At 64.5% G+C, this 23,619-nt stretch carries 24 protein-coding genes; 8 read left to right on the top strand and 16 right to left on the bottom strand.

Annotated elements, in window-relative coordinates; genetic code table 11:
- Positions 1 to 77: 77 nt before the first annotated feature.
- The gene (locus K6L26_RS11350) at positions 78 to 551 is read left to right on the top strand and encodes a hypothetical protein (protein WP_019345121.1); all 474 of its coding nucleotides are present in this window, start codon (positions 78 to 80) and stop codon (positions 549 to 551) included.
- A 3-nt stretch (positions 552 to 554) separates the two neighbouring features.
- The gene (locus tag K6L26_RS11345; RefSeq protein WP_036393318.1) at positions 555 to 1,004 is read left to right on the top strand and encodes an Rv2576c family protein; all 450 of its coding nucleotides are present in this window, start codon (positions 555 to 557) and stop codon (positions 1,002 to 1,004) included.
- Between the two features lie 74 nt (positions 1,005 to 1,078).
- On the opposite strand, the gene K6L26_RS11340 is transcribed toward K6L26_RS11345, so the two are convergent.
- Positions 1,079 to 1,465: a hypothetical protein gene (locus tag K6L26_RS11340; protein ID WP_019345374.1), complete on the bottom strand. Its 387-nt coding sequence runs from the start codon at positions 1,463 to 1,465 to the stop codon at positions 1,079 to 1,081.
- A gap of 201 nt (positions 1,466 to 1,666) precedes the next feature.
- On the opposite strand from K6L26_RS11340, the gene K6L26_RS11335 reads away from it, so the two are divergent.
- Positions 1,667 to 2,176, top strand: coding sequence for an Rv2253/PknI dimerization domain-containing protein (locus K6L26_RS11335; protein ID WP_019345375.1), 510 nt, complete (start codon positions 1,667 to 1,669; stop codon positions 2,174 to 2,176).
- Positions 2,177 to 2,245: 69 nt separating this feature from the next.
- Here the strand turns inward: K6L26_RS11335 and K6L26_RS11330 are convergent, their stop codons facing one another.
- The 11 genes from K6L26_RS11330 to K6L26_RS11280 all read right to left on the bottom strand — a co-directional run bounded on the left by K6L26_RS11330 (position 2,246) and on the right by K6L26_RS11280 (position 15,130).
- Entirely contained in the window at positions 2,246 to 3,988 is a 1,743-nt protein-coding gene (locus K6L26_RS11330) for an MCE family protein (RefSeq protein ID WP_019345376.1), read from the bottom strand.
- Positions 3,989 to 5,353, bottom strand: coding sequence for an MCE family protein (locus K6L26_RS11325; RefSeq protein WP_043368460.1), 1,365 nt, complete (start codon positions 5,351 to 5,353; stop codon positions 3,989 to 3,991).
- Positions 5,350 to 6,825 (bottom strand): MCE family protein, encoded by a 1,476-nt coding sequence (locus K6L26_RS11320; RefSeq protein WP_019345378.1) that lies wholly within the window; start codon positions 6,823 to 6,825, stop codon positions 5,350 to 5,352. Before K6L26_RS11320 ends, K6L26_RS11325 begins: the two co-directional genes overlap by 4 nt.
- Positions 6,825 to 7,907 (bottom strand): MCE family protein, encoded by a 1,083-nt coding sequence (locus tag K6L26_RS11315; protein WP_043368467.1) that lies wholly within the window; start codon positions 7,905 to 7,907, stop codon positions 6,825 to 6,827. The genes K6L26_RS11320 and K6L26_RS11315 overlap by 1 nt, the downstream gene beginning before the upstream one ends.
- A complete protein-coding gene (locus K6L26_RS11310; RefSeq protein WP_019345380.1) occupies positions 7,907 to 8,932 on the bottom strand; it encodes an MCE family protein in 1,026 nt (341 codons plus the stop codon). The genes K6L26_RS11315 and K6L26_RS11310 overlap by 1 nt, the downstream gene beginning before the upstream one ends.
- Positions 8,929 to 10,206, bottom strand: a complete 1,278-nt coding sequence (locus tag K6L26_RS11305) for an MCE family protein (RefSeq protein ID WP_043368462.1) — start codon at positions 10,204 to 10,206, stop codon at positions 8,929 to 8,931. Before K6L26_RS11305 ends, K6L26_RS11310 begins: the two co-directional genes overlap by 4 nt.
- A gap of 9 nt (positions 10,207 to 10,215) precedes the next feature.
- On the bottom strand, positions 10,216 to 11,073 hold the full coding sequence (locus K6L26_RS11300) for an MlaE family ABC transporter permease (RefSeq protein WP_036393298.1): 858 nt from the start codon (positions 11,071 to 11,073) through the stop codon (positions 10,216 to 10,218).
- 13 nt (positions 11,074 to 11,086) lie between these two features.
- Entirely contained in the window at positions 11,087 to 11,881 is a 795-nt protein-coding gene (locus tag K6L26_RS11295; protein ID WP_047037647.1) for an MlaE family ABC transporter permease, read from the bottom strand.
- A gap of 126 nt (positions 11,882 to 12,007) precedes the next feature.
- Positions 12,008 to 12,163 carry a hypothetical protein gene (locus K6L26_RS11290; RefSeq protein WP_162562755.1) on the bottom strand — a complete coding sequence of 52 codons (156 nt, stop codon included), beginning with the start codon at positions 12,161 to 12,163 and terminating at the stop codon, positions 12,008 to 12,010.
- Positions 12,164 to 12,446: 283 nt separating this feature from the next.
- On the bottom strand, positions 12,447 to 13,655 hold the full coding sequence (locus tag K6L26_RS11285) for a CaiB/BaiF CoA transferase family protein (RefSeq protein ID WP_019346307.1): 1,209 nt from the start codon (positions 13,653 to 13,655) through the stop codon (positions 12,447 to 12,449).
- Positions 13,652 to 15,130 (bottom strand): aldehyde dehydrogenase family protein, encoded by a 1,479-nt coding sequence (locus K6L26_RS11280; RefSeq protein ID WP_019346308.1) that lies wholly within the window; start codon positions 15,128 to 15,130, stop codon positions 13,652 to 13,654. The genes K6L26_RS11285 and K6L26_RS11280 overlap by 4 nt, the downstream gene beginning before the upstream one ends.
- Positions 15,131 to 15,392: 262 nt before the next feature.
- On the opposite strand from K6L26_RS11280, the gene K6L26_RS11275 reads away from it, so the two are divergent.
- The 5 genes from K6L26_RS11275 to K6L26_RS11255 all read left to right on the top strand — a co-directional run bounded on the left by K6L26_RS11275 (position 15,393) and on the right by K6L26_RS11255 (position 19,115).
- Positions 15,393 to 16,094: an SDR family NAD(P)-dependent oxidoreductase gene (locus K6L26_RS11275; RefSeq protein WP_019346309.1), complete on the top strand. Its 702-nt coding sequence runs from the start codon at positions 15,393 to 15,395 to the stop codon at positions 16,092 to 16,094.
- A gap of 49 nt (positions 16,095 to 16,143) precedes the next feature.
- On the top strand, positions 16,144 to 17,004 hold the full coding sequence (locus tag K6L26_RS11270; protein ID WP_036393292.1) for a mycofactocin-coupled SDR family oxidoreductase: 861 nt from the start codon (positions 16,144 to 16,146) through the stop codon (positions 17,002 to 17,004).
- Between the two features lie 34 nt (positions 17,005 to 17,038).
- A complete protein-coding gene (locus K6L26_RS11265) occupies positions 17,039 to 17,233 on the top strand; it encodes a ferredoxin (RefSeq protein ID WP_003880083.1) in 195 nt (64 codons plus the stop codon).
- Positions 17,234 to 17,298: 65 nt separating this feature from the next.
- Positions 17,299 to 18,660 (top strand): cytochrome P450, encoded by a 1,362-nt coding sequence (locus tag K6L26_RS11260; RefSeq protein ID WP_043368869.1) that lies wholly within the window; start codon positions 17,299 to 17,301, stop codon positions 18,658 to 18,660.
- 116 nt (positions 18,661 to 18,776) lie between these two features.
- Positions 18,777 to 19,115 carry a hemophore-related protein gene (locus K6L26_RS11255; protein ID WP_019345914.1) on the top strand — a complete coding sequence of 113 codons (339 nt, stop codon included), beginning with the start codon at positions 18,777 to 18,779 and terminating at the stop codon, positions 19,113 to 19,115.
- A 104-nt stretch (positions 19,116 to 19,219) separates the two neighbouring features.
- Here K6L26_RS11255 and K6L26_RS11250 read toward each other — a convergent pair whose 3' ends face one another.
- The 4 genes from K6L26_RS11250 to K6L26_RS11235 form a co-directional block, all read right to left on the bottom strand.
- Positions 19,220 to 19,999: a spirocyclase AveC family protein gene (locus K6L26_RS11250; protein WP_019345913.1), complete on the bottom strand. Its 780-nt coding sequence runs from the start codon at positions 19,997 to 19,999 to the stop codon at positions 19,220 to 19,222.
- 143 nt (positions 20,000 to 20,142) lie between these two features.
- The gene (locus tag K6L26_RS11245) at positions 20,143 to 21,021 is read right to left on the bottom strand and encodes a mycofactocin-coupled SDR family oxidoreductase (protein ID WP_036393286.1); all 879 of its coding nucleotides are present in this window, start codon (positions 21,019 to 21,021) and stop codon (positions 20,143 to 20,145) included.
- Between the two features lie 25 nt (positions 21,022 to 21,046).
- Entirely contained in the window at positions 21,047 to 22,315 is a 1,269-nt protein-coding gene (locus K6L26_RS11240) for a cytochrome P450 (RefSeq protein ID WP_047037650.1), read from the bottom strand.
- A gap of 87 nt (positions 22,316 to 22,402) precedes the next feature.
- Entirely contained in the window at positions 22,403 to 23,611 is a 1,209-nt protein-coding gene (locus K6L26_RS11235) for a cytochrome P450 (RefSeq protein ID WP_019344734.1), read from the bottom strand.
- Positions 23,612 to 23,619 lie beyond the last annotated feature (8 nt).

Raw genomic sequence — 23,619 nt, 5'->3', positions numbered from 1 at the left:
GATTCCGGTTTCGGCACGGTGAGGCCTGATGTCGTTCTATAGTCAGCCGACCAGTGCCCGATCGTGGAGGTGTGCCTGTGAAATCCAGCTTGATCCGCGTGGCGGTGAGCGCCGCGCTCGGGTTGGGGACAGCGCTCGCAGTGGCACCGCCGTCGCAGGCCATGTACTTCGGCAACTACAGCCTCAACATCCCGGATCGCCGCGATTTCCATACCTGGATCTGGTCGGCGATCACGCCGTGCCACGAGCCCGGGACCGACGTGTTCCTGAAGGACTGCATCACCATCCGGACCATCCCGCAACCGGTCGCGAAAGCGGTACCCAACACCGGGGACGCAAAACTGGTCGACGGTCGCTACACCCTGACGATCGATGAGTTCTACGGCCTGCGGTGCGGGGATATCTACTACGGGCCCACCATCCCGACCCATGACGTCTACACATGGGACGCGAACACCCTTGCGGGCGAGATGGTCTCGTCGTTCGATGCCGGCTGCGACGGTGCGCCCGGCGGCTCATTCACCTACCCGTTCACCTTGACGAGGATGTGATAGATGCGCCACCCGCTCGGCCGGATACTCACCGCGGCGATAGTCCCGACAATGGCAGCCGGCGCGATAGCCACGGCCACACCGGCATTCGCCGATGACCCACCGCCGCCCCCCGGTCCACCGCTGCATCACGTGCAGTACACGGTGACCGCCGACGCGCCGTATTGGGTGCACATCTACTACCGCGACACCGAGCCGGCGATCTTCTCGGACTACAGTCACAACCCGTACCAATTCAGTCCCCGTGCCGACGTCGATGTCGCGCCGGACAAGCCATGGGTATTCGACGCCATGCTGGCCGATCCAGACCTGTGGGCCATGGTGCTCGTGCAGAGTGGGGAGTCACCGAACTTTCCGACACCCGGATTCAACTGCAAACTCGCAGTCGACGGCGTCGTGGTCAAGACCCACAGCGGCCCCAAGGGCGCGCTGTGCTCCATCCGCAACTGGTAGTACTCAGCTCACAACCGAAATGCCTGGGGGCGACGCGGTTCGCGTCGCCCCCAGGCATTTCTCCAGCGTCAGACTCAGGCGTCGCCACGAAGCCAGCGTGTCTCACCGTTCATCGGAACGCAGCTCAAGAACAGCCCGTCCGGGGCCTGGGCCACCGAGTTCTGTTCGTTGATGCACAGACTGTTTTCGTCTCGGATACCCACCATCGGCGGGGACCGGAACCACCGCGGCTCATAACGCCGCGGTGAGCCGCAGAACAACAGCCGGCCCCACCCGTTACGCGCGTCCACCCCGAACACGAAGTACGAGGTGTTGTCGCACGGCGCACCGAGCACCGCATTGGGGTTGATGCCCGGCGTGCAAAACGCGTCATTACAGGTCTGCGGTCCCGCATTCGCCTGCGGAGCAGCCAGCATCCCGGCGACAATCACTGAAGCGGTCGCCATCACCGTCACACGCACGTTGCTACTTTCGCATAGCTGGAAATCAAACTCTCGATTTTGGAGAATATTACTATGAGCGGCCGACCCCAGCTCCCCCACTCACCGGCGGCGACATGGTGGGCGCCGGCGAATCCATCGTGGACCCGCGGCCGATAGTGATATTCTCTCAAATTGAGAACATGGCTACCGCGTGACCAGGACGGCCAGAAGGAGCAGCTCATGTCAGTCTCCCGGGTAAGTGCTGCCGCGGTAGCCATCGCCGCCGCGACAACTGTCGGCCTCAGCGGGGCCACCCCAGCCGGTGCGGGCGAGCAGTGGGGCATCAACGGCACCTTTGCCACCTCCTCCAACGGCGCGTGGGCCAAGATCAACGAACGCTACGAGGAGCAGCCGCGCGTGGTGAGCAACTGGACGATCTCCACCCAGTGCATCTCCCCCACTGAATGCAGCGGCACTGTGAACAGCGACGCGGGCTGGTCTGCACCGGTCTACACCACCAACGGCCTCTGGTACGTCAAGCGGGTGGTTCCCAACTGGCGTTTCTGCGCCGACGGCACGCCTGTCGAGGGTATGCAGGTCTACAAGTTCTATCCGGTGGGCTTCGACGGGCATGTGGACCAGGCTTCGAACGAATACGCCGGCGAGGATGTGACCAAGGGCCCCAGCGGTTCGTGTGGGCGCAATCAGTGGCCCGCCGTCCGGATGCCGTTCTACATGCGGCCCGCTTAGCCGAAAACCGAAGCGCGGAAAAGAACTGGCCCCGGGCTGTTGCCCGGGGCCAGTTCTTTTCCGATGGACCTATGTCGGCATCAGGTCCTGCCACGTCTTGGGCGTGGACACCAGATCCGTCTGCTTGTAGAGGTTTCCATCGCTGCCCATGTACTCACCCGTGCGCGGGTTGTACTTGGCGATCGCCACCGAGGGCCCATCTCCGGCACCACCCTTGAACGCGCTCGGCGCCACGGCGGGCTCCGTGGGCATGGGAAGCTCCGGGGCATCGGGAAATACCCCTTGACCGTGCGGAACCTGCGGCAGCTCGGTGGCTTGCGGCATATGCGCCTCAGGCACCGGAACCGCGTTGGGGTCACCAGCCGGCGGCGGTGGCACACCGGGCACCGGCGGCTCCAGGTACAGCGGCTGGCCCGGCAGCATCGGCCCGGGATTGGTCCCAGCGAAGTTCGGGGCCGGCTGCGGTTCGGGTGCCGCGCCCGGTGGCGGAACGCCGACTCCCGGCGGCAACGGGGTACCGCCGAGCGGCCCGTAGATCTTCTCGTCCGGCAGCACCCGCGAGTCCGGGGGGATGCCCTGGGCGATCAGGTTGGGGTCGAGTGGATACGGGCCCAGCGCATGCTGACGCTGCGCGAGCGGCTGGAATCCCTTTGGATCGTCGCACAATTCGACCGTGGGCGCCCGCTTGCCCGGATGGGCCATACACGGGTAGTTGCGTGCCCCGCGGACGCCGATCGGCGAATCCTGCGGCAGCTTGCAGTAGATGTCGTCCGGAGTGTCGATCACGGTCGTGTCAGCCGGGGAGCGCCACGCCGACGGTGGCAGGAATCCGACCGTACACGTCGGCGGATCACCGAGGCCCAGCGAGAAGTCAGCCATCGGCAGACCGCTCGTGTTGTTGGTGTGCGCGTACGTCTGCAATTGGGCCACGTACGGTGGCAACAACACCAGCAATTGCTCGATCGACGGGTTGTAGGTGACCGCGATCTGACCGAACGTGGTCAGATTCGCCAGCAGGATCGGCAACGTCGGCTTGATCTGATCGAGCAGCTTGGTGGTCTCCTGGGCGAAACCGGGGCCGTTGCGCAGCAGTGACCGAATCTCAGGATCGTTTTCGGCGACCTGGCCGGTGATACCGGCCACGCTGGCCGCCCAGGTCCGGATCGAATCAGTGGTCTGGGCCTGAGCATCGAGGAACGGCCGCCCGTCGTCGATCAACGCCCGCGTCTGATCGGAGATCGCGTTGGAATCCCGCGTGATCGTCGATGCCGAGTCCAGCAGCGAGCCGAAGTCGTATCCGGTTCCGTTGAACGCGTTGTATGACTCGTCGAGCAGTTGACTGAGCTTGTCCTTCGGGATGGTGTCGACGAGTGCGCTGAGCTGATCCAGCATCGGTCCGACCTGTTGCGGAATCTTGGTGTCAGATACCGAGATCACCGAGCCGTTCTCCAGGTAGGGACCAGAGTTGGTGCGCGGCAACAACTCGACATACTGCTCGCCGACCGCCGACATGCTGCGGACTTCAGCCGCCAGGTCGGCCGGCACCTTCGGCGACCGGTCCAGAGACAATGTCGCCTCGGCACCCTTCTCGGTCAGCTCCACCGAAGTCACCTTGCCGATCTGGGATCCGCGATAGGTGACGTTGCTGAACTGGTACAGGCCTCCGGTCGCCGGCAGCTCCAGCTTCACCGTGATACGGCCGATGCCGAGCAGCGTCGGCACCTGCATATAGGCGAACAGCATGACGGCCACACCGACTACTGAGGCGACGGTGAACAGAATCAGCTGAGTTCGGATGAACCGGGTGAGCATTTATCCGCCACCCCCTGTCGGTGGAGTAGGTGCGGTGGGTGCCGGCGGTTGATCCGTTGAACCACTTTGAGGCGCATACGGTCCCGCGAAGATCGACGTCGACCCGCTGGGTGGGGACTCCGGCGGGGGCATGTTGCCGGGCATGGTCATCGGCGCCGGTGGCACCACCGGGAGCACCGGACCCGAGTAGCTGGGAGCCGGAACGTCCGGCGGGGGCGGTGCATCCTGAGCCGGCGGGAACGCATCCGGCGGCGGCGGGGCGACCCCCGTCTTGAGCGGGTCGTACGTGTAGTTCAGGTAGCTCGGGTCCCCAGGCACGGGGGCATTTTGCGCATCACCCTGCTCCCAACGAGTTCCCATCATGAGGCTGCGTTTGAGATGCGGGATGGTCATGTCGAAGTACGCGAACAGGTTGTAGTAATCGCCCCGAATCACCCGGTCCATGAAGCTCTGGGTGAACGGGAAATGCGGCGCATACTCGAGCACCGAAGCCAGGTCCGGTCCGACGTTGGCCAGAGCCTTCAGCGCCGGCTCCAGGTTCTTCAGGTTCCTGACCAGATCAGCCTGCGAGTCGTTGACGAACTGGTTGGCGGTGGCGCTGAAGGTACCGAGCTTCTGCAGCGCGCTGGTGAATCGCGGCCGCTCCTTGATCAGCACGTCCAGCGCCGGTGGAATCTTCTCCAGCGCCCGGGTGATGACGTCACGTTGCCCGGCGAACGTCGAGGCCAGCTGATTCAGTCCCTGGATGGAGGCAACGATATTGTCGCGCTGGGCATCCAGCGCACCCACGAACGTATCCAGCCGGGTGAGTAGGTCACGGAAATCAGTTTCCCGGCCGTTGATGGCGGCGCTGAAGTTGTGGATGATGTCGCCCATCTGCCCCAGTCCGCCGCCGTTCACCACTGCGGCCAGCGAGGACAGCGTCTGCTCCGTCGTCGGGTATGTCGACGAGTTGTTGAGCGCGATCGTTGTTCCCGGAGCGAGTTTCCCCTCGGGGGTTTGACCGGCCGGCGGGTTGATCGCCAGATGCATCGAGCCCAGCAGGCTGGTCTGTCCGATGCTGGCCACCGCGTTGGCGGGCACCACAATGCCGGGCTTCACCGAGAACTCGACGTCGGCGTGCCAGTCCTTCACCGAGAGGCTGCGCACACTACCGACGACGACATCGTTCATCATCACCGGCGAATTCGGTTCCAGGGTAGCCACATTCGCGATCTCGACGTGGTACACGCTGGAATCTGCACCGCGTCCCACCGCCCCGGGCAGGGGCAGCGAGTTGACGCCCTGGAAGGCGCACCCACTGGCCGTCAACGCGACGCAGGATCCAGCTGCGATAGCCAGTCTTACCGGTTTTCCCCTGATCATGCCGGAGGCGTCCCTTCTGCTGGTGCCGGTGCCGCAGGCGCCGGGGCTTCGGCGGCCAGCGGGCCAGGCGCAGGCCCTGGCGCAGGACCAGGAGGCGGACCCGCTTGTCCGCCAGTCGGATTGAGCATGTCCGACACGGTGTTCGGCATGTTGGGCGGGTAGAACTCGCCACCCGGCAGTAGCTGCTGGGCCCCGGGCGGCGGCTCTCCGGGCCCCCTGCCGGTGAAAGGCGGAGGCGGCTCCGGGCCGGGGTTGTAGGCCGAGAGCGCCGGCGGCGTCTCGGGCGGAGTGGGATCCCCACCCCCACCGCCGGGCGCAAGCCGCGGCTCGGAGTACTCGATCATCTCCGGACTGGCCGACGGCATCAGGTACGGCGAGATCGGGAACGGCAGGTAGTTGAAGTTGACCAGTCGCAAAGCCGGCCCCAAATACTGCGAGCAGAGTTTTGCGGTCTCCGGTGCGGTGGTGTTCTCGACGGCACCGATGGCACCGCAGATGAACTCGACCGGGTTGGAGAAGTTGTTCATCACGAACTGACCCACCGGGCTACCCGAGTCCGGGTTGTAGATGTTGTAGCCATTCATGAACGCGTTGGGCGCTACGTGAAGCAGCTGCTCGACGTGCCTCTTGTTGTCGACCAGGTTCTGGGTGACGTTGGCCAGTCGCTGTACCTGCTCCGAGGTCTGGTCGCGGGTTCCCGCGACGAATCGCTGCACTTCGACGGCCGCCACCGACAGGTTCGTCAGTGCCGCGTCGAGGTCAGACCGGCTGCCGTCGACCACGCTGGTCAGGGTGGCCAACCGGTTCTGGAACTGCACCACCTGCACGTTGCTGTCCCGCAGTGCGGTGACAAAGGTCTGCAGGTTCTTGATGATGTCGACGATGTTGCCGCTGCCCTCAGCCAGTACCCGGGCGACGCCAGACAACTGCGAAATCGTCTGGCGCAGTTTGTCACCGTTACCGGCCATCGCGTCAGCGGTGCTGTTGATGAACCGGGACACCGCCGTCCCGTCGACACCGCTCTGCGGTCCGAGATCGGTGGACAGCCGCATCAGCTGTTCCTTCACCTGATCCCACTCGACCGGAACAGCGGTGCGGTCCAAACCGATCACCGCGTCGTCGGGCAGCGTGGGGCCGCTCGACCGATAGGCGGGCGCGAGCTGCACATAGCGTGCGGCGACCAGGTTCTGGGCCACGATCACCGCTTTCGCATCCGCGGGGATCGGTACATCGTGGTCGACCTTGAGCGTCACCCGGGTCTGGGTGCCCTCCGGCTTGATCGACTCGATGGTGCCGACCTTGACCCCGGACACCCGGACATCGTCACCCGGGTAGACGCCGGTGGCCGAGGTGAACAACGCGGAGATGGTCTTCTGCCCGAAAAACGTCTGCCGCAGCAGCACCGCCGCGCCGACGACGAGTAGCGCCACCAACGCCACCGCCAGCCACTTACCGAGACGACTGCGGTTCATCAGCGTGAACCTCCGGGAATTCCGTTGTAGGGCAAGGGGAATTCTGCACGTGGGCCGGCATTGTCCGGTGGCTGACCGGCATTCGTCCCGCGCCTGAACCCGAACGCGTAATCGAAGAACGGCTGCAGCAACTGGGCCGGTTGGAGATTGGGAACGTAGGCGTTGTAGTACGCCCCATTCGCCAGCGTCTCCGCCTGGGACAGCTGGAACTTGTTCATGTTCGGTAGCGCCTTGGTGATGTTGTCCCTGTTGCGTTCCAGCATCGCGGTCACCGAGTTCAGCCGCTTGAGCGTCGGCGCCAACTGCGCCTCGTTGTCGGCGACGAGTCCTGACAGTTGCTGCGACACAGCTGCGGTGTTGGCCAGCAGATCGACGATGGCCTGGCGCCGGTCATTGAGCACGCCGAGCAGGTCATTGGCGTTGAGGATCAACGTATTCAGCTGATCGCTTCGCTGCGACAGCACCTCGGTCACATCGCTGGCACTCTTGAGCAGGCTGGCCAGGCTCTCGTTGCGCCCGTTGATCGATTTCGACAGCCGGCTCAATCCGTCAAATGTCGGACCGAGCTTCGGCGCGACCTGGTCGATGGTGGCAGACAACGTATCCAGGGACTGGTTCAGCGAAGCCGTGTCGGTCCCTGCCGAATTCGTGGTCAGGTCGCTGACCGCATCGGTCAACGAGTACGGCGACGACGTACGCGATGTGGGGATCACATCCGTGGTGCGCAGTGTGCCGCTGCCGTCGGACTCCAACGTCAGCACCCGTTCACCGAGCAGTGAGCCGGTCCGGATGTGCGCCGTGGTCAGCGAACCCAGCTGGTACTTGCCCTCGGTGGTGAAGGTGACCAACGCGTCACCGTTCTCCAACGACACGTCCGTGACGGCACCGATCTTGATTCCGGACAGGGTGACGTCATTGCCCGCGGCGATGCCGCCGGCCTCGGTGAACAATGCCTGGTGGCGCACCGACGAGGCCCACTGCTGCAGCCGTTCGGGCTGCAGCCCGACGGCGATGATGAGCATCATCAGCACGACGCCGATGAAACCCGCCTTGATCAGGTTTGATTCGCGGTACTTGAGCATCAGGGCTCCGCGCACCTCCCGCCTTCTTGTTTGATCATCGGGAAGTGCGCAGTGCGTCCCTGTAGATCGGTGACACGGATAGCAAGTCCGCAGATGTAGTACATGATCCAGCTGCCGTAGGAACCGAGCCGGGCCAGCTTGCGGAAGTTGTCGGGAGCTTTCTGCAGACCCCGGTCGAGGACGATCTGGTGGTCGTCGAGCAGCGGCGCCAGCCGGTTCAGCTGGTCGACGGTGCCCTTCAGCGGCGGCCGCGCCTCGGTGAGCAGGCTTGCCAGCGAAGCAGTTCCGTTGTCCAGCTGAGTCACTGCCGTGCCGAGTGGGTCACGGTCCTGTGACAGGCCGCTGATCAGCTGCTCGAGCCGGTCGACGGTTCCGTCGAACTTCTTGCCGTCCTTGGCCAGGGTCGCGACCACCGAGTTCAGGTTGTCGATCAACTGCTGGATCACTTGGTCGTTGTCGGCCAGCGTGTTCGAGAACGACGATGTCTTGCTCAGCAGCGAATCCAGGGTGTCACCCTGCCCTTGGAAGATCTGGATGAGCGACGACGTCAGCGCGTTCACGTCCTGGGGATTGAGGCCCTGGATCACCGGACGCAGGCCGCCGAGCAACAGATCCAGATCGAGCGCGCTCGCGGTGCGGTCCTTGGGGATCTGAGATCCGGCCGGCAGGAGCTTGGTCGAGCCGGGACTGTCGATCAGTTCGAGGTAGCGGTCCCCCACCAGGTTCAGATAGCGGACGGCGACCTTGGTGCTGGTGGTCAACGCGACGCTGCGGTCGGTGTCGAAATCAACCTTCACCGACTTGTCCGGTTGTAGCGAAACGCTTTTCACCGTGCCGACCCGCACACCGGCCACTCGCACCGAGTCACCGGCCTCCAGCCGTGATGCGTCACCGAAGACCGCCGAGTAGCCCGAGTAGGAGCCACCGCGGTACTCCGAGAACGTCATGAACAGAAAGGCAGTGAGGACGGCCATCACCACAGCGAAGGACGTGAACTTGATGAATGTGCTTTTGCCGCGTTTCATCCCGGTTGTCCGATCTGCATGGTGTTACGTGGCGGGCCGTCCAGCGGGCCGAACAGCATCTGCTTGAGGCCGTCCGAGTTCAACAGGATGCCCTGGTTGCCGTACTTCCACGGGTTGGCATTGGTGTCGGTGACGAGGTACTTGGCCTTGTTGCCGAATCCGATGTAGGGCAAGCCCATGCAGTGCGGGCCACCCTTGGCCGCCACCTTCGGCAGGTTCTGCGGGTAGCGGTAGCGCTCGATACCCAACGTGAAGGCCACGTTTACCACCACGCCGGGTTCCGGCTGTGGCGGCGTTTTGGCCATGTAGTTCATACCTTTCAGCCCACATTCGATGCCGGGTGCGTATTCGTTGAGCAGATCTGTGGTGGGCGCCAACAGGTTCAGCGTGGTGCTCAGGGCCTGCCGGTTGCCGCCGAGGACGTCGTTGCCGGTGTCGGCCAGGCCGATGGAGCTCACCAAAAAGTTGTCGAGGTTCTGCTGCTCGGCCACGATGCTGTCGCTGAGTTTGTTGGTGTTCTCGACGGTCTTGAGCAGGTCCGGCGCGGCGTCTCCGTAGGCGCGCGACACCGCGGCCATGCTCTCGATGTCGGCCGTCAGATTGGGCAGGCTCGGCTCGATCTTCTTCAGCACCGCGTCGAAGTCGGACAGGGACTGCCCCATCGCCTCGCCTCGGCCGGAGAAGGCCGACGACAGCGCGCCGAGAGTCTCGTTCAGCTTGGCCGGATCGATCTTGTTCAAGACATTGGTGAGCTGTTGAAAGACCGTGTTCATCTCGACGGTGACGTGGTCGCCCTGAAGGGTTTGACCCGGGCGCAGTTTCTCGGACGACGGATTCTCCGGCGCGACGAGCTGTACGTACTTGGCGCCGAACACCGTGGTGGAGGCGATGTCTGCCTGAACATTGCCGGGGATCAGACGCAGCTGTGCCGGGTTCATCGCCAGGTGCAGCACGGCCTTGCCGTCGGGGCGCTGCTCGATGGAGCTGACGGTACCGACCTGAACGCCCCGCATTTTCACTTTGGCGTCCGGGTTCATCACCAGTCCGGCCCGGTCGGAGATCAGCGTGATCGGCTCGGTCTTGGTGAAGCTGCCGCGGAACAGTGCGACCGCGAGGCCGAAGATCAGACCTATCGCGACGACGGTCGCCAAACCGGCCAGTGGCCGTGCAGAACTCGTCGCGCCGAAGCTGCGGCCGGGGCGGGCCGCCACCGGCGACGCGCTACTCGTGGTTTCGGACCGGTGGGCTGGGCCCGGTCCAACGTTTCGTGTCAACTCTTCTCCCTAACCCGACAGGTTGAAGTTTCCGTTGGAGCCGTAGACGGACAGTGACACCAGCAGGGTCACCGAGACCACGACGATCAGCGACGTGCGTACGGCGTTGCCGACGGCCACTCCCACCCCGGATGGCCCGCCGGAGGCGAAATAGCCGAAGTAGGTGTGGATCAGCAGGATGGTGATGGCCATCAGGACGGCTTGCAGGAACGACCAGAGCAGGTCGATCGGATTGAGGAACGTGGTGAAGTAGTGGTCGTACAGGCCGCCGGACTGCCCGAGCAGCACCACGGTGGTGAACTGGGAAGCCAAGAAGGACAGGATCACCGCGATCGCATACAGCGGGGTGATGGCGATCATCCCGGCCACGATCCGCGTGGATACCAGATATTCGACGGGCCGGATCGCCATGGATTCCAGCGCGTCGATCTCCTCGTTGATGCGCATCGCCCCGAGCTGGGCGGTGACGCCGGCACCGAACGTGGCTGCCAAGCCGATACCTGCCACCACGGGCGCGGCGATGCGGACGTTGATGAAGGCGGCCAGGAAGCCGGTGAGGGCCTCGATGCCGATGTTGCCCAGCGAGGAGTAACCCTGGATGGCCAGCACGCCGCCGGTGGCCAGGGTCAAAAACCCCACGATCACCACCGTGCCGCCGATCATGGCCAAGGTGCCTGCACCCATTGAGATCTCGGCGATCAGCCGAACCAGTTCCTTGCGGTAGTGCATGGCCGCGTGCGGGGTGCCGGCCAGCGCCTTGAGGTAGAACAGCGTGTGGTCGCCGACCCGGCTCAGCGTCGACACCGGCTTGTTGAACTGGCGGGTTACCCGCGGATACGTCGACCGCAGGATCGTCATCGTTCCCATTACGTTTCCTGCCTCAGTGCGCCGTCATGCGGATACCGATGGCCGTGACGACCACGTTGATCACGAACAAGGCCATGAAGGCGTACACCACGGTCTCGTTCACCGCGTTACCCACCGCCTTGGCGCCGCCGCCGCTGATCGTCAACCCGCGGTAGCAGGCCACCAGCCCGGCGATCAAGCCGAACAACGCCGCCTTGACGCAAGAGATGATCACCTCGGGCACGCCCGTCAGCAGCGTGATCCCGGCCGCGAACGCGCCGGGGTTCACGTCTTGGATGAACACCGAGAACACGTAGCCGCCGAGAATGCCGATGATCACCACCAGGCTGTTGAGCAGCAGCGCCACCAGTCCGGAGGCCAGCATCCTGGGAGTCACCAGCCGCTGGATCGGGTTGATGCCCAGCACCTCCATCGCGTCGATCTCCTCGCGGATGGTGCGTGAGCCCAGGTCCGCGCACATGGCCGTCGCGCCGGCACCGGCGACGATCAGCACCGTCACCATCGGGCCCAGCTGGGTGACCGCACCGAATGCCGCACCGGCGCCCGACAGGTCAGCCGCACCCAGCTCCCGCAGCAGGATGTTCAGTGTGAAGCTCACCAGCACGGTGAACGGGATCGCCACCAGCAGTGTGGGCGCCATCGACACTCGTGCGACGAACCAGCACTGCTCCAGGAACTCCCGCCCCTGGAACGGCCGCTTGAAGATGAACCGGATGGCGTCCAGCGACATTGCGAACAATGCGCCGACCGCCTGCATCGGGCCCGAGAGGTTGCGTAGCGATACTCCGGTCGACCATTTATCCGCCATTGGCCAGTGGTCCCTCCAGGCTGATGACTGCCACCCCCGCAGTCGGTGCGCCGATGTTAAGTGCTTGGCCGTGCGGGTGCACGCACCGGTCAGCGACGGACTGTGAGGCTTTCCGCCCCAGCCGGGTCACGCCGCAACCCCCGAGCCCAAACCTGCCAACCGGCCGGTCGGGCACCCGATGGCCACCGAAACAAACTGGGCCGCATCATCTTTCATCGGAACATCGGTACGCGAACGGGCCGGCTGGACAAAGATCGGCAAATACGGCGTGCCTTCGTACATTTGGCGCACCTCCTGCTTCCTGCGGATCTTGTGGACTTCACCGGACCTACCGATGGAGCCGGACAGACTCGTCCCCGCGACCGCCCCCCGAGTGCCTGATGCTATCGGACCCGCTATCTGTCGCGTGGGCAAATAACCCAGAACTTGCTCCGGTAGTTGACAATTGGGGCCGGCCGCGGTCGACGGTTGCACCGGGCGACCCGCCTGCGCGGCGGCGGCGCCGGCAGCCGCCCGCGACGGACGGGTTGCGATGGTGGCGATCAAGGGCATCTCCGGCGGCAGCCTAGGTGACGGCGCCGACGGTCTTGAGTTCGATGATCCGATCCCAGTCCAGACCGAGTTCACCCAGGATATCGTCGGTCTGTTCGGCGAAGCCGGGTGCCGGGCCGGTACTGGGCGCCGTGACGTCGAATTGCACTGGGTTGGCCACCAACTCGAGCTCGCCGGCCCGCACCAGGTACTCGTTGGCCCGGATCTGGGCATCCTGTCCCGCCTGCAGGGTGTCCTGCACCGGCGCCCACGGACCTGCCAGCGTCGCGAATCGCTCGCTCCACTCTGGCAAAGTCCGTTTTTTCATCGCCTCGGTGAGGATCTCGACCGCGTCAGGCGTATGTTCCGCGAACGATTCGGCCGTCGCGAACCTCGAATCGTCGATGTAGTTCTCGAGGTCCATGTGCCGGCAGACATCTGCCCAGAACTTGGTCGGCTGCATCATCACGAACGAGATGTAGCGGTCGTCCGCTGTCCGGTAGAGACCTACGAGCGGATTGATCGGCGAGCCGTGCACGCCCGGCGGCGGTGTCACCATCAGTTGGTTCAAGTGCTGGGTCAACGCCACCGTGTGCCCCATCGACCAAAGGCCACTGCCCAACAGCGAGACATCGACGATGGACGGCTCACCGGTGCGCTCCCGCTTGAACAACGCCGCGGCGATTCCGCCGGCGAGGTTGGTGCCCGAGATGGTGTCGCCATAGGCCGGCCCGGGGGGCGCGATCATTCCTTCCATCCCGGCCGGTGTGATGGTCGCGGCCGTCCCGGCGCGGCACCAGAAGGCAGTCATGTCGTAGCCGCCCTTGACCGACTCCTCGCCGCGCGGACCGAGCGCGCTTCCGCGCGCGTAGATGATCTTCGGGTTCACCGCCCGGATGTCGTCGACGTCGATGGCGAACTTCTGCCGGTGCCCGGGCAGAAAACTGGTCAGGAAGACGTCGGCCTTCTTGGCCAGCTCGAGCAGGATCTCGCGCCCTTCGGGCACAGACATGTCAAGCCCGATACTGCGCTTGCCACGATTGGCGTGCTCGATGTTGGGGTTGGGATCGCCTTCCACGCGCAGCGGCCCGGTCTGACGCAGACCTCGCTGCGGGTCACCGGTGACGGCGTGCTCCACCTTGATGACGTCGGCACCCCACTCCCCCAAGACGGCACCGGCAGAGGGGACGAAGCCATACATCGCCACTTCGAGAACGCGGACGCCGTGCAGTGGGCCGGTCATGAGAGCACCCGCGCGAAAGTCTTGGCCTCCATGAACTCTTCGAGTCCGGCGGTCCCCATCTCCCGGCCGATACCCGACTGCTTGTATCCGCCGAACGGACTGTCGGGACTGAAGTAGTTGCCGCCGTTGATGGAGAAGGTGCCGGTGCGGATGCGGCGAGCCACGGCCAGCGCGCGGTCCTCGCTGCCGAACACCGCGCCCGAGAGCCCGTAGATCGAGTTGTTGGCGATGCGCACCGCGTCGTCGTCGTCTTCGTAGGCGATCACGGCCAGCACGGGTCCGAACACCTCTTCCTGGGCGATCTCACTGTCGGGGTGGACATCGGCCAGCAGGGTCGGGGTGTAGAAGAAGCCGGGATCGACCTTCTCGCCACCGGTGACCAATGTTGCTCCTGCGGCCACAGCACGTTTGACCATGCCGTCGACCTTGTCGCGCTGCTTCTCGCTGATCAGCGGACCCATGTAGGTCTTGGGGTCGGTCGGGTCGCCGTAGCGCACCAGGCCGAAGTTGTTCTTGATCAGCTCGACGATCTCGTCCTTGTGCTTCGCGGGAACCAGCAGCCGTGAGGTGAGCGCACAGCCCTGACCGGCGTGGGTCACCATGCTGAACGCCGAGAACAGTGCCGCGCTGTTGAAGTCGGCGTCGTCGAGAACGATCGCGGCGGACTTGCCGCCGAGCTCCAGGAACACCTTCTTCAAGGTCTCACTGGCCGCGGCCATGATGCGCCTGCCGGTCGGGGTGGAGCCGGTGAAGGTGACCATGTCGACGTCGGGGCTCGTGGTGAGCACCGCGCCCACCTCGGGATCGGGACCGGAGAGCACGTTGACGACGCCGGCCGGGATGTCGGTGTGGTTGGCGATCAGCTCTCCGAGCGCCAGGGTGATCAACGGGGTGTCGGGCGCCGACTTGAGCACCACGGTGCACCCCGCGGCCAGCGCCGGTGCGAGCTTGGCCAGCGCCAGCTGGTTCGGATAGTTGTAGGCGATGATCGCCGCGACGACGCCGGCGGCTTCCTTCTCAACCCACCGGTGATGCTGCATGCCACGGCTCTCGATGTTTCCGAGGTCCTCGGTCAGCGGGTAGGTCTTGAGCAGCTCGGCGTAGTACCGAACGATCTCGATCGGCCCGTCCAGCTGCGCGCCCGCGCACAGCGCCGCGGTGGCACCCACCTCGGTGGTGGTCAGCGCGGCCAGTTCCTCGCGGTGCTCGATCAGCGCGTGGTGCAGTTGCTCCAGGCAACGGACCCGCAGTTCGGTGTTCGTGGACCAGTCGGTCGTGTCGAACGCGCGCCGGGCCGCAGCGATCGCGGCCTGGGCGTCGGCCACCGTGGCGTCGGGCGCGTAGCCGAACACCTCGCCGGTAGCTGGATTCACGGAAGGAAACGTCCGCGGCGTCTCGCGCAGCTCTCCGCCGATCAACAACTTCCGGTCAGCCCGCTGTTCTTGCGCGATGGTCGGCGCTTCCTGCTGCATCATCCTCCTCAGGCGTTTCCCACTGTGATGGAAACTGCATTCTCATCACCGGCGAATCATACATTCGCTCGATGAGAACTCAAGTGAAAGATAGATCAGCTAGTCATGCCCTATTCGCTGCGGATCCGGCATCTGCGCAGGCGGCACGCAGGTTGACCCCAGATCTTGCGGCGCGGGCCGATCCGAGAGTACGGTTCTCATAATCGGAAGGATGATTCTTGAGCCTTGAGAAAGCCCGGCTGCGCCCGGCGACCGGAGAACTGTCATGAAGAACGCCGTTGTCACCGGAGGAGGTTCGGGCATCGGGGCGGCCATCGCCACCCGGTTGCGCGCCGACGGCCTCAACGTCGCAGTCCTTGACCTACAGCCCTCGGATGACGAGTTCGCCCATGTCGCCGACGTGACCGACCGGGCCGCCGTCGACACCGCGCTCAACTCGGTTCGCGCCCAACTCGGGCCGATCTCGGTGCTGGTCAATGCCGCCGGCCTGGACTGCTTCAAGCGCTTCAGTGACGTTTCGTTCGAGAAGTGGCAGCAGATCATCGACGTCAACCTCAATGGCGTATTCCACTGCATCCAGGCCGCACTTCCCGACATGCTCGAGGCCGGCTGGGGCCGCATCGTGAACATCTCGTCCTCGAGCACACATTCGGGTCAGCCCTTCATGTCGCCCTATGTCGCGGCGAAATCCGCGGTGAACGGCTTGACGAAGAGCCTGGCGCTGGAACTCGGCCCGAGCGGAATCACGGTCAACGCCGTCCCGCCGGGCTTCATCGACACGCCCATGCTGCGCAAGGCCGAGGGCAAGGGCTTCCTCGGTGACACCGACAAGCAGATCGAGCAGACGCCGGTGCGGCGGATGGGCAAGCCAGAGGACATCGCCGCCGCCTGCGCCTTCTTCGTCTCCGAGGAAGCCGGCTACATCACCGGCCAGATTCTCGGCGTCAACGGCGGCCGCAACACCTGACGCGCACGCGGCGCACACCAAACATCATTGAAGCGAAAGGAAATATGCAGTGGGACGGGTAGAGGGCAAGGTCGCATTCATCACCGGCGCGGCACGCGGCCAGGGCCGCAGCCACGCGATCCGGCTGGCCGAAGAAGGCGCCGACATCATCGCGGTCGACATCTGTAAGAACTACGACACCGTCGGCTATGCGATGGCGACGGCAGAAGATCTCGAAGAGACCAAGAACTACGTCGAGAAGACCGGCCGGCGCATCGTCACCGCCCAGGCCGACGTCCGCAACGAGGCCGAGTTGCGCACCGCGCTGGACGCCGGGCTCGCGGAGTTCGGAAAGCTCGACATCGTCGTGGCCCAGGCCGGTATCGCCGCGATGAAGGGCCAGCCCGCCATGCAGGCCTGGACCGACGGCATCAACACCAACTTCGTCGGCACCATCAACGCCATCCAGGTCGCATTGCCGCACCTGAAGGAGGGCGCCTCGATCATCGCGACCGCGTCGGCCGCAGCGCTCATGGACGCCCACAGCAAGCCGAACCCCGGTGCCGATCCGGGCGGCATGGGCTACATGGTGTCCAAGCGGCTGATCTCCGAATACGTCCACGCGCTGGCCACCGAACTGGCCGTGCGCGGTATCCGGGCCAACGTCATCCACCCCACCAACTGCAACACCAACATGCTGCAGAGCGAGCCGATGTACCGCTCCTTCCGGCCGGACCTGGAGAACCCCACCCGCGCCGATGCCGAGCCCGTGTTCGGCGTTCAGCAGGCCATGAAGGTCAACTTCATCGAACCCGAGGACATCAGCAACGCGGTGCTGTGGCTGGCTTCCGAAGAGGCCCGGTACGTCACCGGCATGCAGCTGCGGGTCGATGCCGGCGGCTATCTCAAGTGGTACGACTACCACGTCTGATCCCGCGTCCAAAGTTTCGAAAGGAGTTGGCGTAGTGAAGGTTTCGGTTGATGCCAGTCGTTGCCAGGGTCACACTCTGTGCTCGATGATCGCGCCGGACTCGTTCGTCCTCGATGACGTCGACGGTCACGCGTCACCGGTATCCGACGTGGTACCCGCCGATCAGGAGGACGCGGTCCGTGAGGCCGCGCACTCCTGCCCTGAGCAAGCCATCGTCATCGAAGATTGACGACGACCCGAATACCAAAGGGAGACAACGCCGTGAGCTCCGATGAGCCGCTTGCGCGAAGAGAGTTGAGCACAGTGGATGTCACGACCGACGACGACCGCAAGAAGAACACCTACCACTTCGACCGGCACACGCCGGAATACCGGTTGCAGTTCGAGAAGATCACCGAGGAGATGCAGTCCCGCTGCCCGATGGCGTGGACTGACGTCTACAACGGGCATTGGGTGGCCGCCGACAGCAAGCATGTCTTCGAGCTGGCCCGCTGCCCGGCGGTCTCGAATCATCACGACATCAGCGGCGAGACCCCCTTTCAGGGCATCACCATCCCGAAGGCCAGCCGCGCGACCGTCGTGCGCGGCGGCATCCTGGAGATGGACGAGCCGGAGCACAGCGCCTACCGCGGCGCACTGAATCCGTACCTGTCCCCTGCCGCGATCAAGCGGTGGGTGCCGTTCGTCGACGAGATCACCCGCGCCGCACTCGACGAGCACATCGAATCCGGCGAGATCGACTTCGTCGAGCACCTGGCCAACGTGGTGCCGGCGGTCTTCACGCTGGCCATGATGGGTATCGAGCTCAAGAAGTGGAACGTGTACAGCGAGCCCACCCACGCCTCGGTGTACACCCCGGAACACTCCCCCGATCGCGAAAAGATCAACGAGCAGCACCGCGAGATGGGCATCGACATCATCAACAACATGATGGAGATCCGGGAGACCCCCCGGCCCGGCCTGGTCAACGCGATGCTGCAGTTGCGCATCGATGGTGAGCCGGCACCGGACATGGAGATTTTGGGCAATCTCGGTCTGGTAATCGGCGGCGGCTTCGACACCACCACCGCATTGACCGCTCATGCCCTGGAGTGGCTGGGCGACCATCCTGACGAGCGCACACGGCTGAGCAATGAGCGCGCCACGCTGCTCGACCCGGCGACCGAGGAGTTCCTGCGTTTCTTCACGCCGGCACCCGGTGACGGCCGGACGTTCTCCGAAGACGTCGAGGTCGAAGGCCAGCAGTTCAAGCAGTACGAGCGGCTCTGGCTGTCCTGGGCGATGGCCAACCGCGACCCGTCGGTGTTCGAGAAGCCGAACGAGATCATCTTGGACCGAAAGGGCAACCGGCACTTCAGCTTCGGTATCGGCGTACACCGCTGCGTGGGTTCGAACGTGGCCCGCACGGTGTTCAAGTCGATGCTCACCGCGGTGCTGGACCGGATGCCGGACTACGTGTGCGATCCCGAGGGCACCGTGCACTACGACACGATCGGCGTCATTCAGGGCATGCGGAACCTTCCGGCGCGATTCACCCCGGGCAAGAAGCTGGGCCCTGGCCTGGACGAGACCCTGGAAAAGTTGCAGCGCATCTGCAACGAGCAGGAGCTGGCCCGGCCGATCACCGAGCGCAAGGAAGCCGCCGTCATCGACTGAGCCGCTTTCGCGAGGACGCCTTGTACGTCAGCCGCCTGTTAACCTCGACAGAGGTCGGGTCCGGCAAACGTGCAAGGCGTCGCCTTTTCGGGCGTACAACATGGGGGTTCCAACACGTGATCAAGTCTTCTTTCAAGTACCTCGCGGCCGCTGTCGGCGGTCTGGCGCTGTCCGTTCCGCTGGTGACGGGTATCGCGTCGGCGCAACCCGATTTCAGCGGCGTGGTCAACACGACCTGTAGCTACGAGCAGGTGATGGCGGCGCTCAACGCGCAGCGGCCCGACCTGGCTCAGCAGTTCAACGCTTCCCCGTTCGCCCAGGGCGCGCTGCGCAACTTCCTGGCTTCCGGGCCCGTCGAGCGTCAGCAGACCGTGGCCCAGCTGCAGGCCAGCCCGGCCGCCCAGCAGTACTTCGGCCCGATCAACTCGATCGCCAGCAGCTGTAACAACTACTGATCTCTTCTCGGCCCGCTGATCTGTCCCGCATTGTCACGCTGGAGTGGCCCTGAATCTCGGCCGCCACTCCAGCGTGACAATCGCGTCCCGGACCAGCACACCGGCTATCTCGGCTGATTCTCGACCCCTCCGAACAGCTGCTCGGTCGGCCCTACCGTCACCCACCCGCCGAGTTTGGTGACCAGGTGCGGCGCGAAGACCGACGCGTAGACCGCGTGCCCCACGACGATGACGGCGATCACCGACACCACCGCCGACTGAAGCCGGGTCTTGGAGATCTTGTCGGCCCACATCTCGATGACGTTGCGGCCCTGCGCATCAGTGCGGCCCAGTAGGTAGGTGAACACCATCATCTGCACGCCCATCGCGATGGCGTCGTAGATCGGGTACTGGTGCTTGGTCCCTTCCCACAGGCCGAGTCCTTCGATCACATACCCGTAGTAGAACAGCCCCAGCCGGGCGCCGATGATCGCGTTGAAGAACAGTGCCCAGCAAAAGCCGACGCCGAAGCCCACCAGCAGCAGCGTCTGCGGTCGTCGCCAATTCCACTTGCCGCTCGCCCAGCGGCCCAGTGCCGCACCGATGATGGCAGGCAGCACGAAGTACCCCATGTAGCCGACAGGGACAGCCGAGGGCAGCCCGCCCCAGGTCAGGTTCAGCGGCCACCAGGACGGCATCCGTGGCAACGCCGGCGGGAACTGTGCGTACATCGCCCAGTCGTACGGAGCCTCGATCCAGGAGAACGAGAGCGCCGAGATACACAGCAACAGCAGCGGATGCAGGCGCCCGCGCCGGTAACTCAGATAAATGCCGACCGCCAGGAATCCCAGACCGGTGACGTACGCGAAAGCCACACCTGCTTTGATCAGGAAGTCGACGCTCACCCTTCTGCCTCCGATGTCGGCGCACGACGCGCCTCAGGATCGAAGTAGAGCACCAAGCCGACGATCACGACGATCAGGACGAGCAGGCTGCCGAGCATGATGATGGCGCCCACTACCACCTCCTCTCTGATGGGGTGTTCGGTTCAGCGGCCAGGTCCGTTGGGCCACTTGAGCAACGAGCCCGCATCCACGCGGATCTGTTGCCCGGTGATGTAGCGGCTGTCATCGCTGGCGAGAAACACTCCGAGGTTCGCCATGTCCTCGGGTTCGATGTACGGAACGGGCATGGCCTGGAAGATGGTGAACAGCGGCTCGGCGTCCTCGCGGGTGGCCTTCTTGCCCTGCTCGGTGAGGTCGGGCCGGAACATGGAGTACATCCCGTCGTTCTGCAGCAGGTGGGTGTTGCAGTTGGTCGGGTGGATCGCGTTGACCCGGATCATCTTCGGGGCCAGGTGCAGGCTCATCTCCTCGACGTACTCGATGACGACGCGCTTGCTCCACCCGTAGCCCGCCCCACCTGGACCCATGTTGGGGTTGTCGGTGGTACCCCGGATCATCCCGGCGGTCGATCCGGTGACGATGATCGACGAGCCGTCGGGCAGGTGCGGGACGGTGACCGCGACGGTGTTCATCACCCCGACCAGGTCGACGTCTGAGGCGTCGACGAACTGCATGGGGTCGGGCTTCCCCATCGCCATCGGCAGAATGCCGGCGTTGGCGACCACGATGTCGATCTTGCCGAGGTCGGCGATGCCCGCCTCGACGGCGTCGCGGAGTTCGTGGCGCTCCCGGACGTCAGCCACACGTGCGACGATTCGTCGGCCGAGTTCTTTGACGGCCCTTTCGGTTTCGGCCAGATCATCGGGTGTGGCCAGCGGATACGGGTTGGACGGGATGTCGCGGCAGATGTCGACCGCGATGATGTCGGCGCCTTCTCGGGCCATCGCGAGCGCATGCGCCCGGCCCTGCCCCCGGGCCGCTCCGGTGATGAAAGCGACCTTGCCGTCGAGCTTTCCGCTCATGTGTGCTCCTACCTGTGATGGCCGGTCAGGCGGCCGGCTTGAATTCGATGTGCAACTCACTGAGCCCGCGCATGATGAACGTCGGCTCGTAGGTGTACCGACGGTCCTCGGCCGGCCCGTGATGCTCGGTGGAGACCGCGATATCGGACATTCTGTCCAGGATCCGGTTCAAGGAGATCCGGCCTTCCGCGCGTGCCAGTGGCGCACCGGGGCACGAATGCACACCTCGGATAAACGCGATCTGTTCACGCACGTTCGTACGATCTGGGTGGAACGCGTTGGGGTCGGCGAACTTACGTCCGTCACGGTTGCACGCCCCGGGAAGCACCATCACCGTGGTCCCGGCGGGCACCTCGACATCGCCGATCCTCGTGGTCCGGCTGGCCATCCGGAAGTGCGATTTGACCGGGCTCTCCATTCGCAATGTCTCTTCGAGGAAGGCCGGAATCCTGGACCGGTCGTCGCGCAGCATCGTCTCGAATCCCGGGTTGTCCGCGATGAATCGGACGGCCGAGCTGACCAGCTTGGTGGTGGTCTCCGTACCCGCCGCGAACAGGAACGTCGACAGGTTCATGACGTCCTCGATATCGGGGGTCGAGCCGTCTTCGTACTTGGCCTGGGCCAGCCCGGTCAGGACGTCCTCACGCGGTGTGCGCCTGCGGTCCTCGATGTAGGCATAGAACTTGTCGTTGAGCCACTGCAGGGGATTGTGCGTCGTCGGCGCCTCCTTACCCAGCTCGCCGACGGTCTCCAGCGCGAACGCCGCCTTGAACTCCTCGTGGTCTTCACCTGGGACACCGAGCAGGTCGGCGATCACCAGAAGCGAGAACGGTTTGGCGTAGTCGGCCAGGAACTCCGCGGATCCGCGGTCGACGAAGGTGTCGAGTTGCTGATCAGCCAGCCGCCACATGAAGTCCTCGTTCTCCTTGAGGCGCTTCGGCGTGATCAGCTTGTTCATCAGACCCCGTGTGCGGGTGTGCAGCGGAGGATCCTGCGACGTGATGTGCTCGCCCATCGGCACCGCGAGCCTGTGCTCCTCGATCAGCTCCGAGACGTCGTCGCTCTCCCCCGGCCCGAAGGGCAGGCCGGAGAACGGGCCTGCCACCGACACGCACGACGAGAATGCCGGGTCCTTGTAGACGGCCAACGCTTCGTCGTAGCCGGTGACGGCCAGCACGTTGAACGGAGTGGCTTGGGAGACAGGACACTTCGATCGCAGATGGTCGAAGTACGGGTACGGGTCGGGCACCAGCGCCGGGTCGGTGAAGAAATCCACTGTCTCGAAGTCGGTCATCTCAGACTCTCCTCTTCTCCGCGAGCAGACGCATATGTCCCCAGAACTGCGGCGTGTCGGGTACATATGTGTCTGCTCGCCGGGTTGTCATCCGAACAGCACGGGTAGCGACGTCGGCGACCGGAAGACCTGGCCCCGGATGTGCGGGTCGTCTCCGTCCGGGTCGAGCCGAAGGTTGGGCAGCCGGTCCAGCAGAAGGTTGATGGCAGTGCGCATTTCGAGGCGCGCCAGGTGCATTCCCAGACACACGTGCACCCCGTGGCCCCAGCCGAGGTTCGCCCTGGCGGTGCGGAAGATGTCGAACTCGTCGGGGTTCTCCCAGCGATCTTCCTGTCGATTCGCCGAGCCGAGCATCGGCATCACCGAACAACCTTCGGGAATGTGCACTCCGCCGAGTTCAGTGTCACAGGTGGTGGTGCGGGTGATGGTCAGCAGCGGCGGGTTCCAGCGCACCGCCTCTTCGATCGCCTGCGGCAGCAATGACCTGTCGGTCTTGACCGCGTCGAGCTGCGTTGGGTCCGAGAGCAACCCGAACAGCAGGTTGCCCAGCGATCGGTAGGTGGTCTCCACGCCGGCGGGCAACAGCAGTCGCAGGAACGAGAAGATCTCTTCGTCGGTGAGCTTCTCGCCGTCGATCTCGGCCTCGGCGAGAAGGCTGATCATGTCTTCTTGCGGCTCGGCACGGCGAGCCGAGAGAATCGGCGAGAAGTACTCGCACAGCGCGGCCGACGCGGCCAGTCCGCGTTCGGGGTTCAGGATCCAGCTGAGCAGCGAGATGGACCAGCGCTGGAACTGCGGGTAGTCCTGTTCCGGCAGCCCCAGCAGCCCGGCGATGATGCGGCTCGGATAGTCGAAGGTGAACTCCTTGACCAGGTCGGCCTTGCCGTTGTCGGCGAATTTGTCGATCAGCTCGTTGCCGACGCGGCCGACCAGCTCGTCTTCCCAACGCGCCAATGCCTTTTGCGAGAACGCCTTCGATACCAGCGAACGCAGCCTGCCGTGCACCGGTTCGTCCATCCCCAGCATCACGCCGTCGCCGAGCACCGGGCCGAATGCCGCGATGACCCCCGACGACGAAAAGATCAGATTGTCGCGCAGCATCTGCTGGGCATCCTCGTAGCGGTAGACGATGAAGACGGGCTTGCCCTGCTCCCCCGGCATCGCCGACATGTCGATTCGCTGCACCGGTTCCTCACGCCGAAGCCTGGCGAGCTCCGGGAACGGATCCCGGACGTCTCCCGAAACGGCATCGTCGAACGAGCCGAAGTCCTCGAGATCGTCGAACAACTGCGACAAAGCTCTCT

This window comes from Mycobacterium farcinogenes (assembly GCF_019739075.1).
GTDB classification, from domain to species: domain Bacteria; phylum Actinomycetota; class Actinomycetes; order Mycobacteriales; family Mycobacteriaceae; genus Mycobacterium; species Mycobacterium senegalense.
The sequence above is the reverse complement of the archived record's forward strand: the minus strand, read 5'-3'. Positions and strand labels throughout refer to the sequence as shown.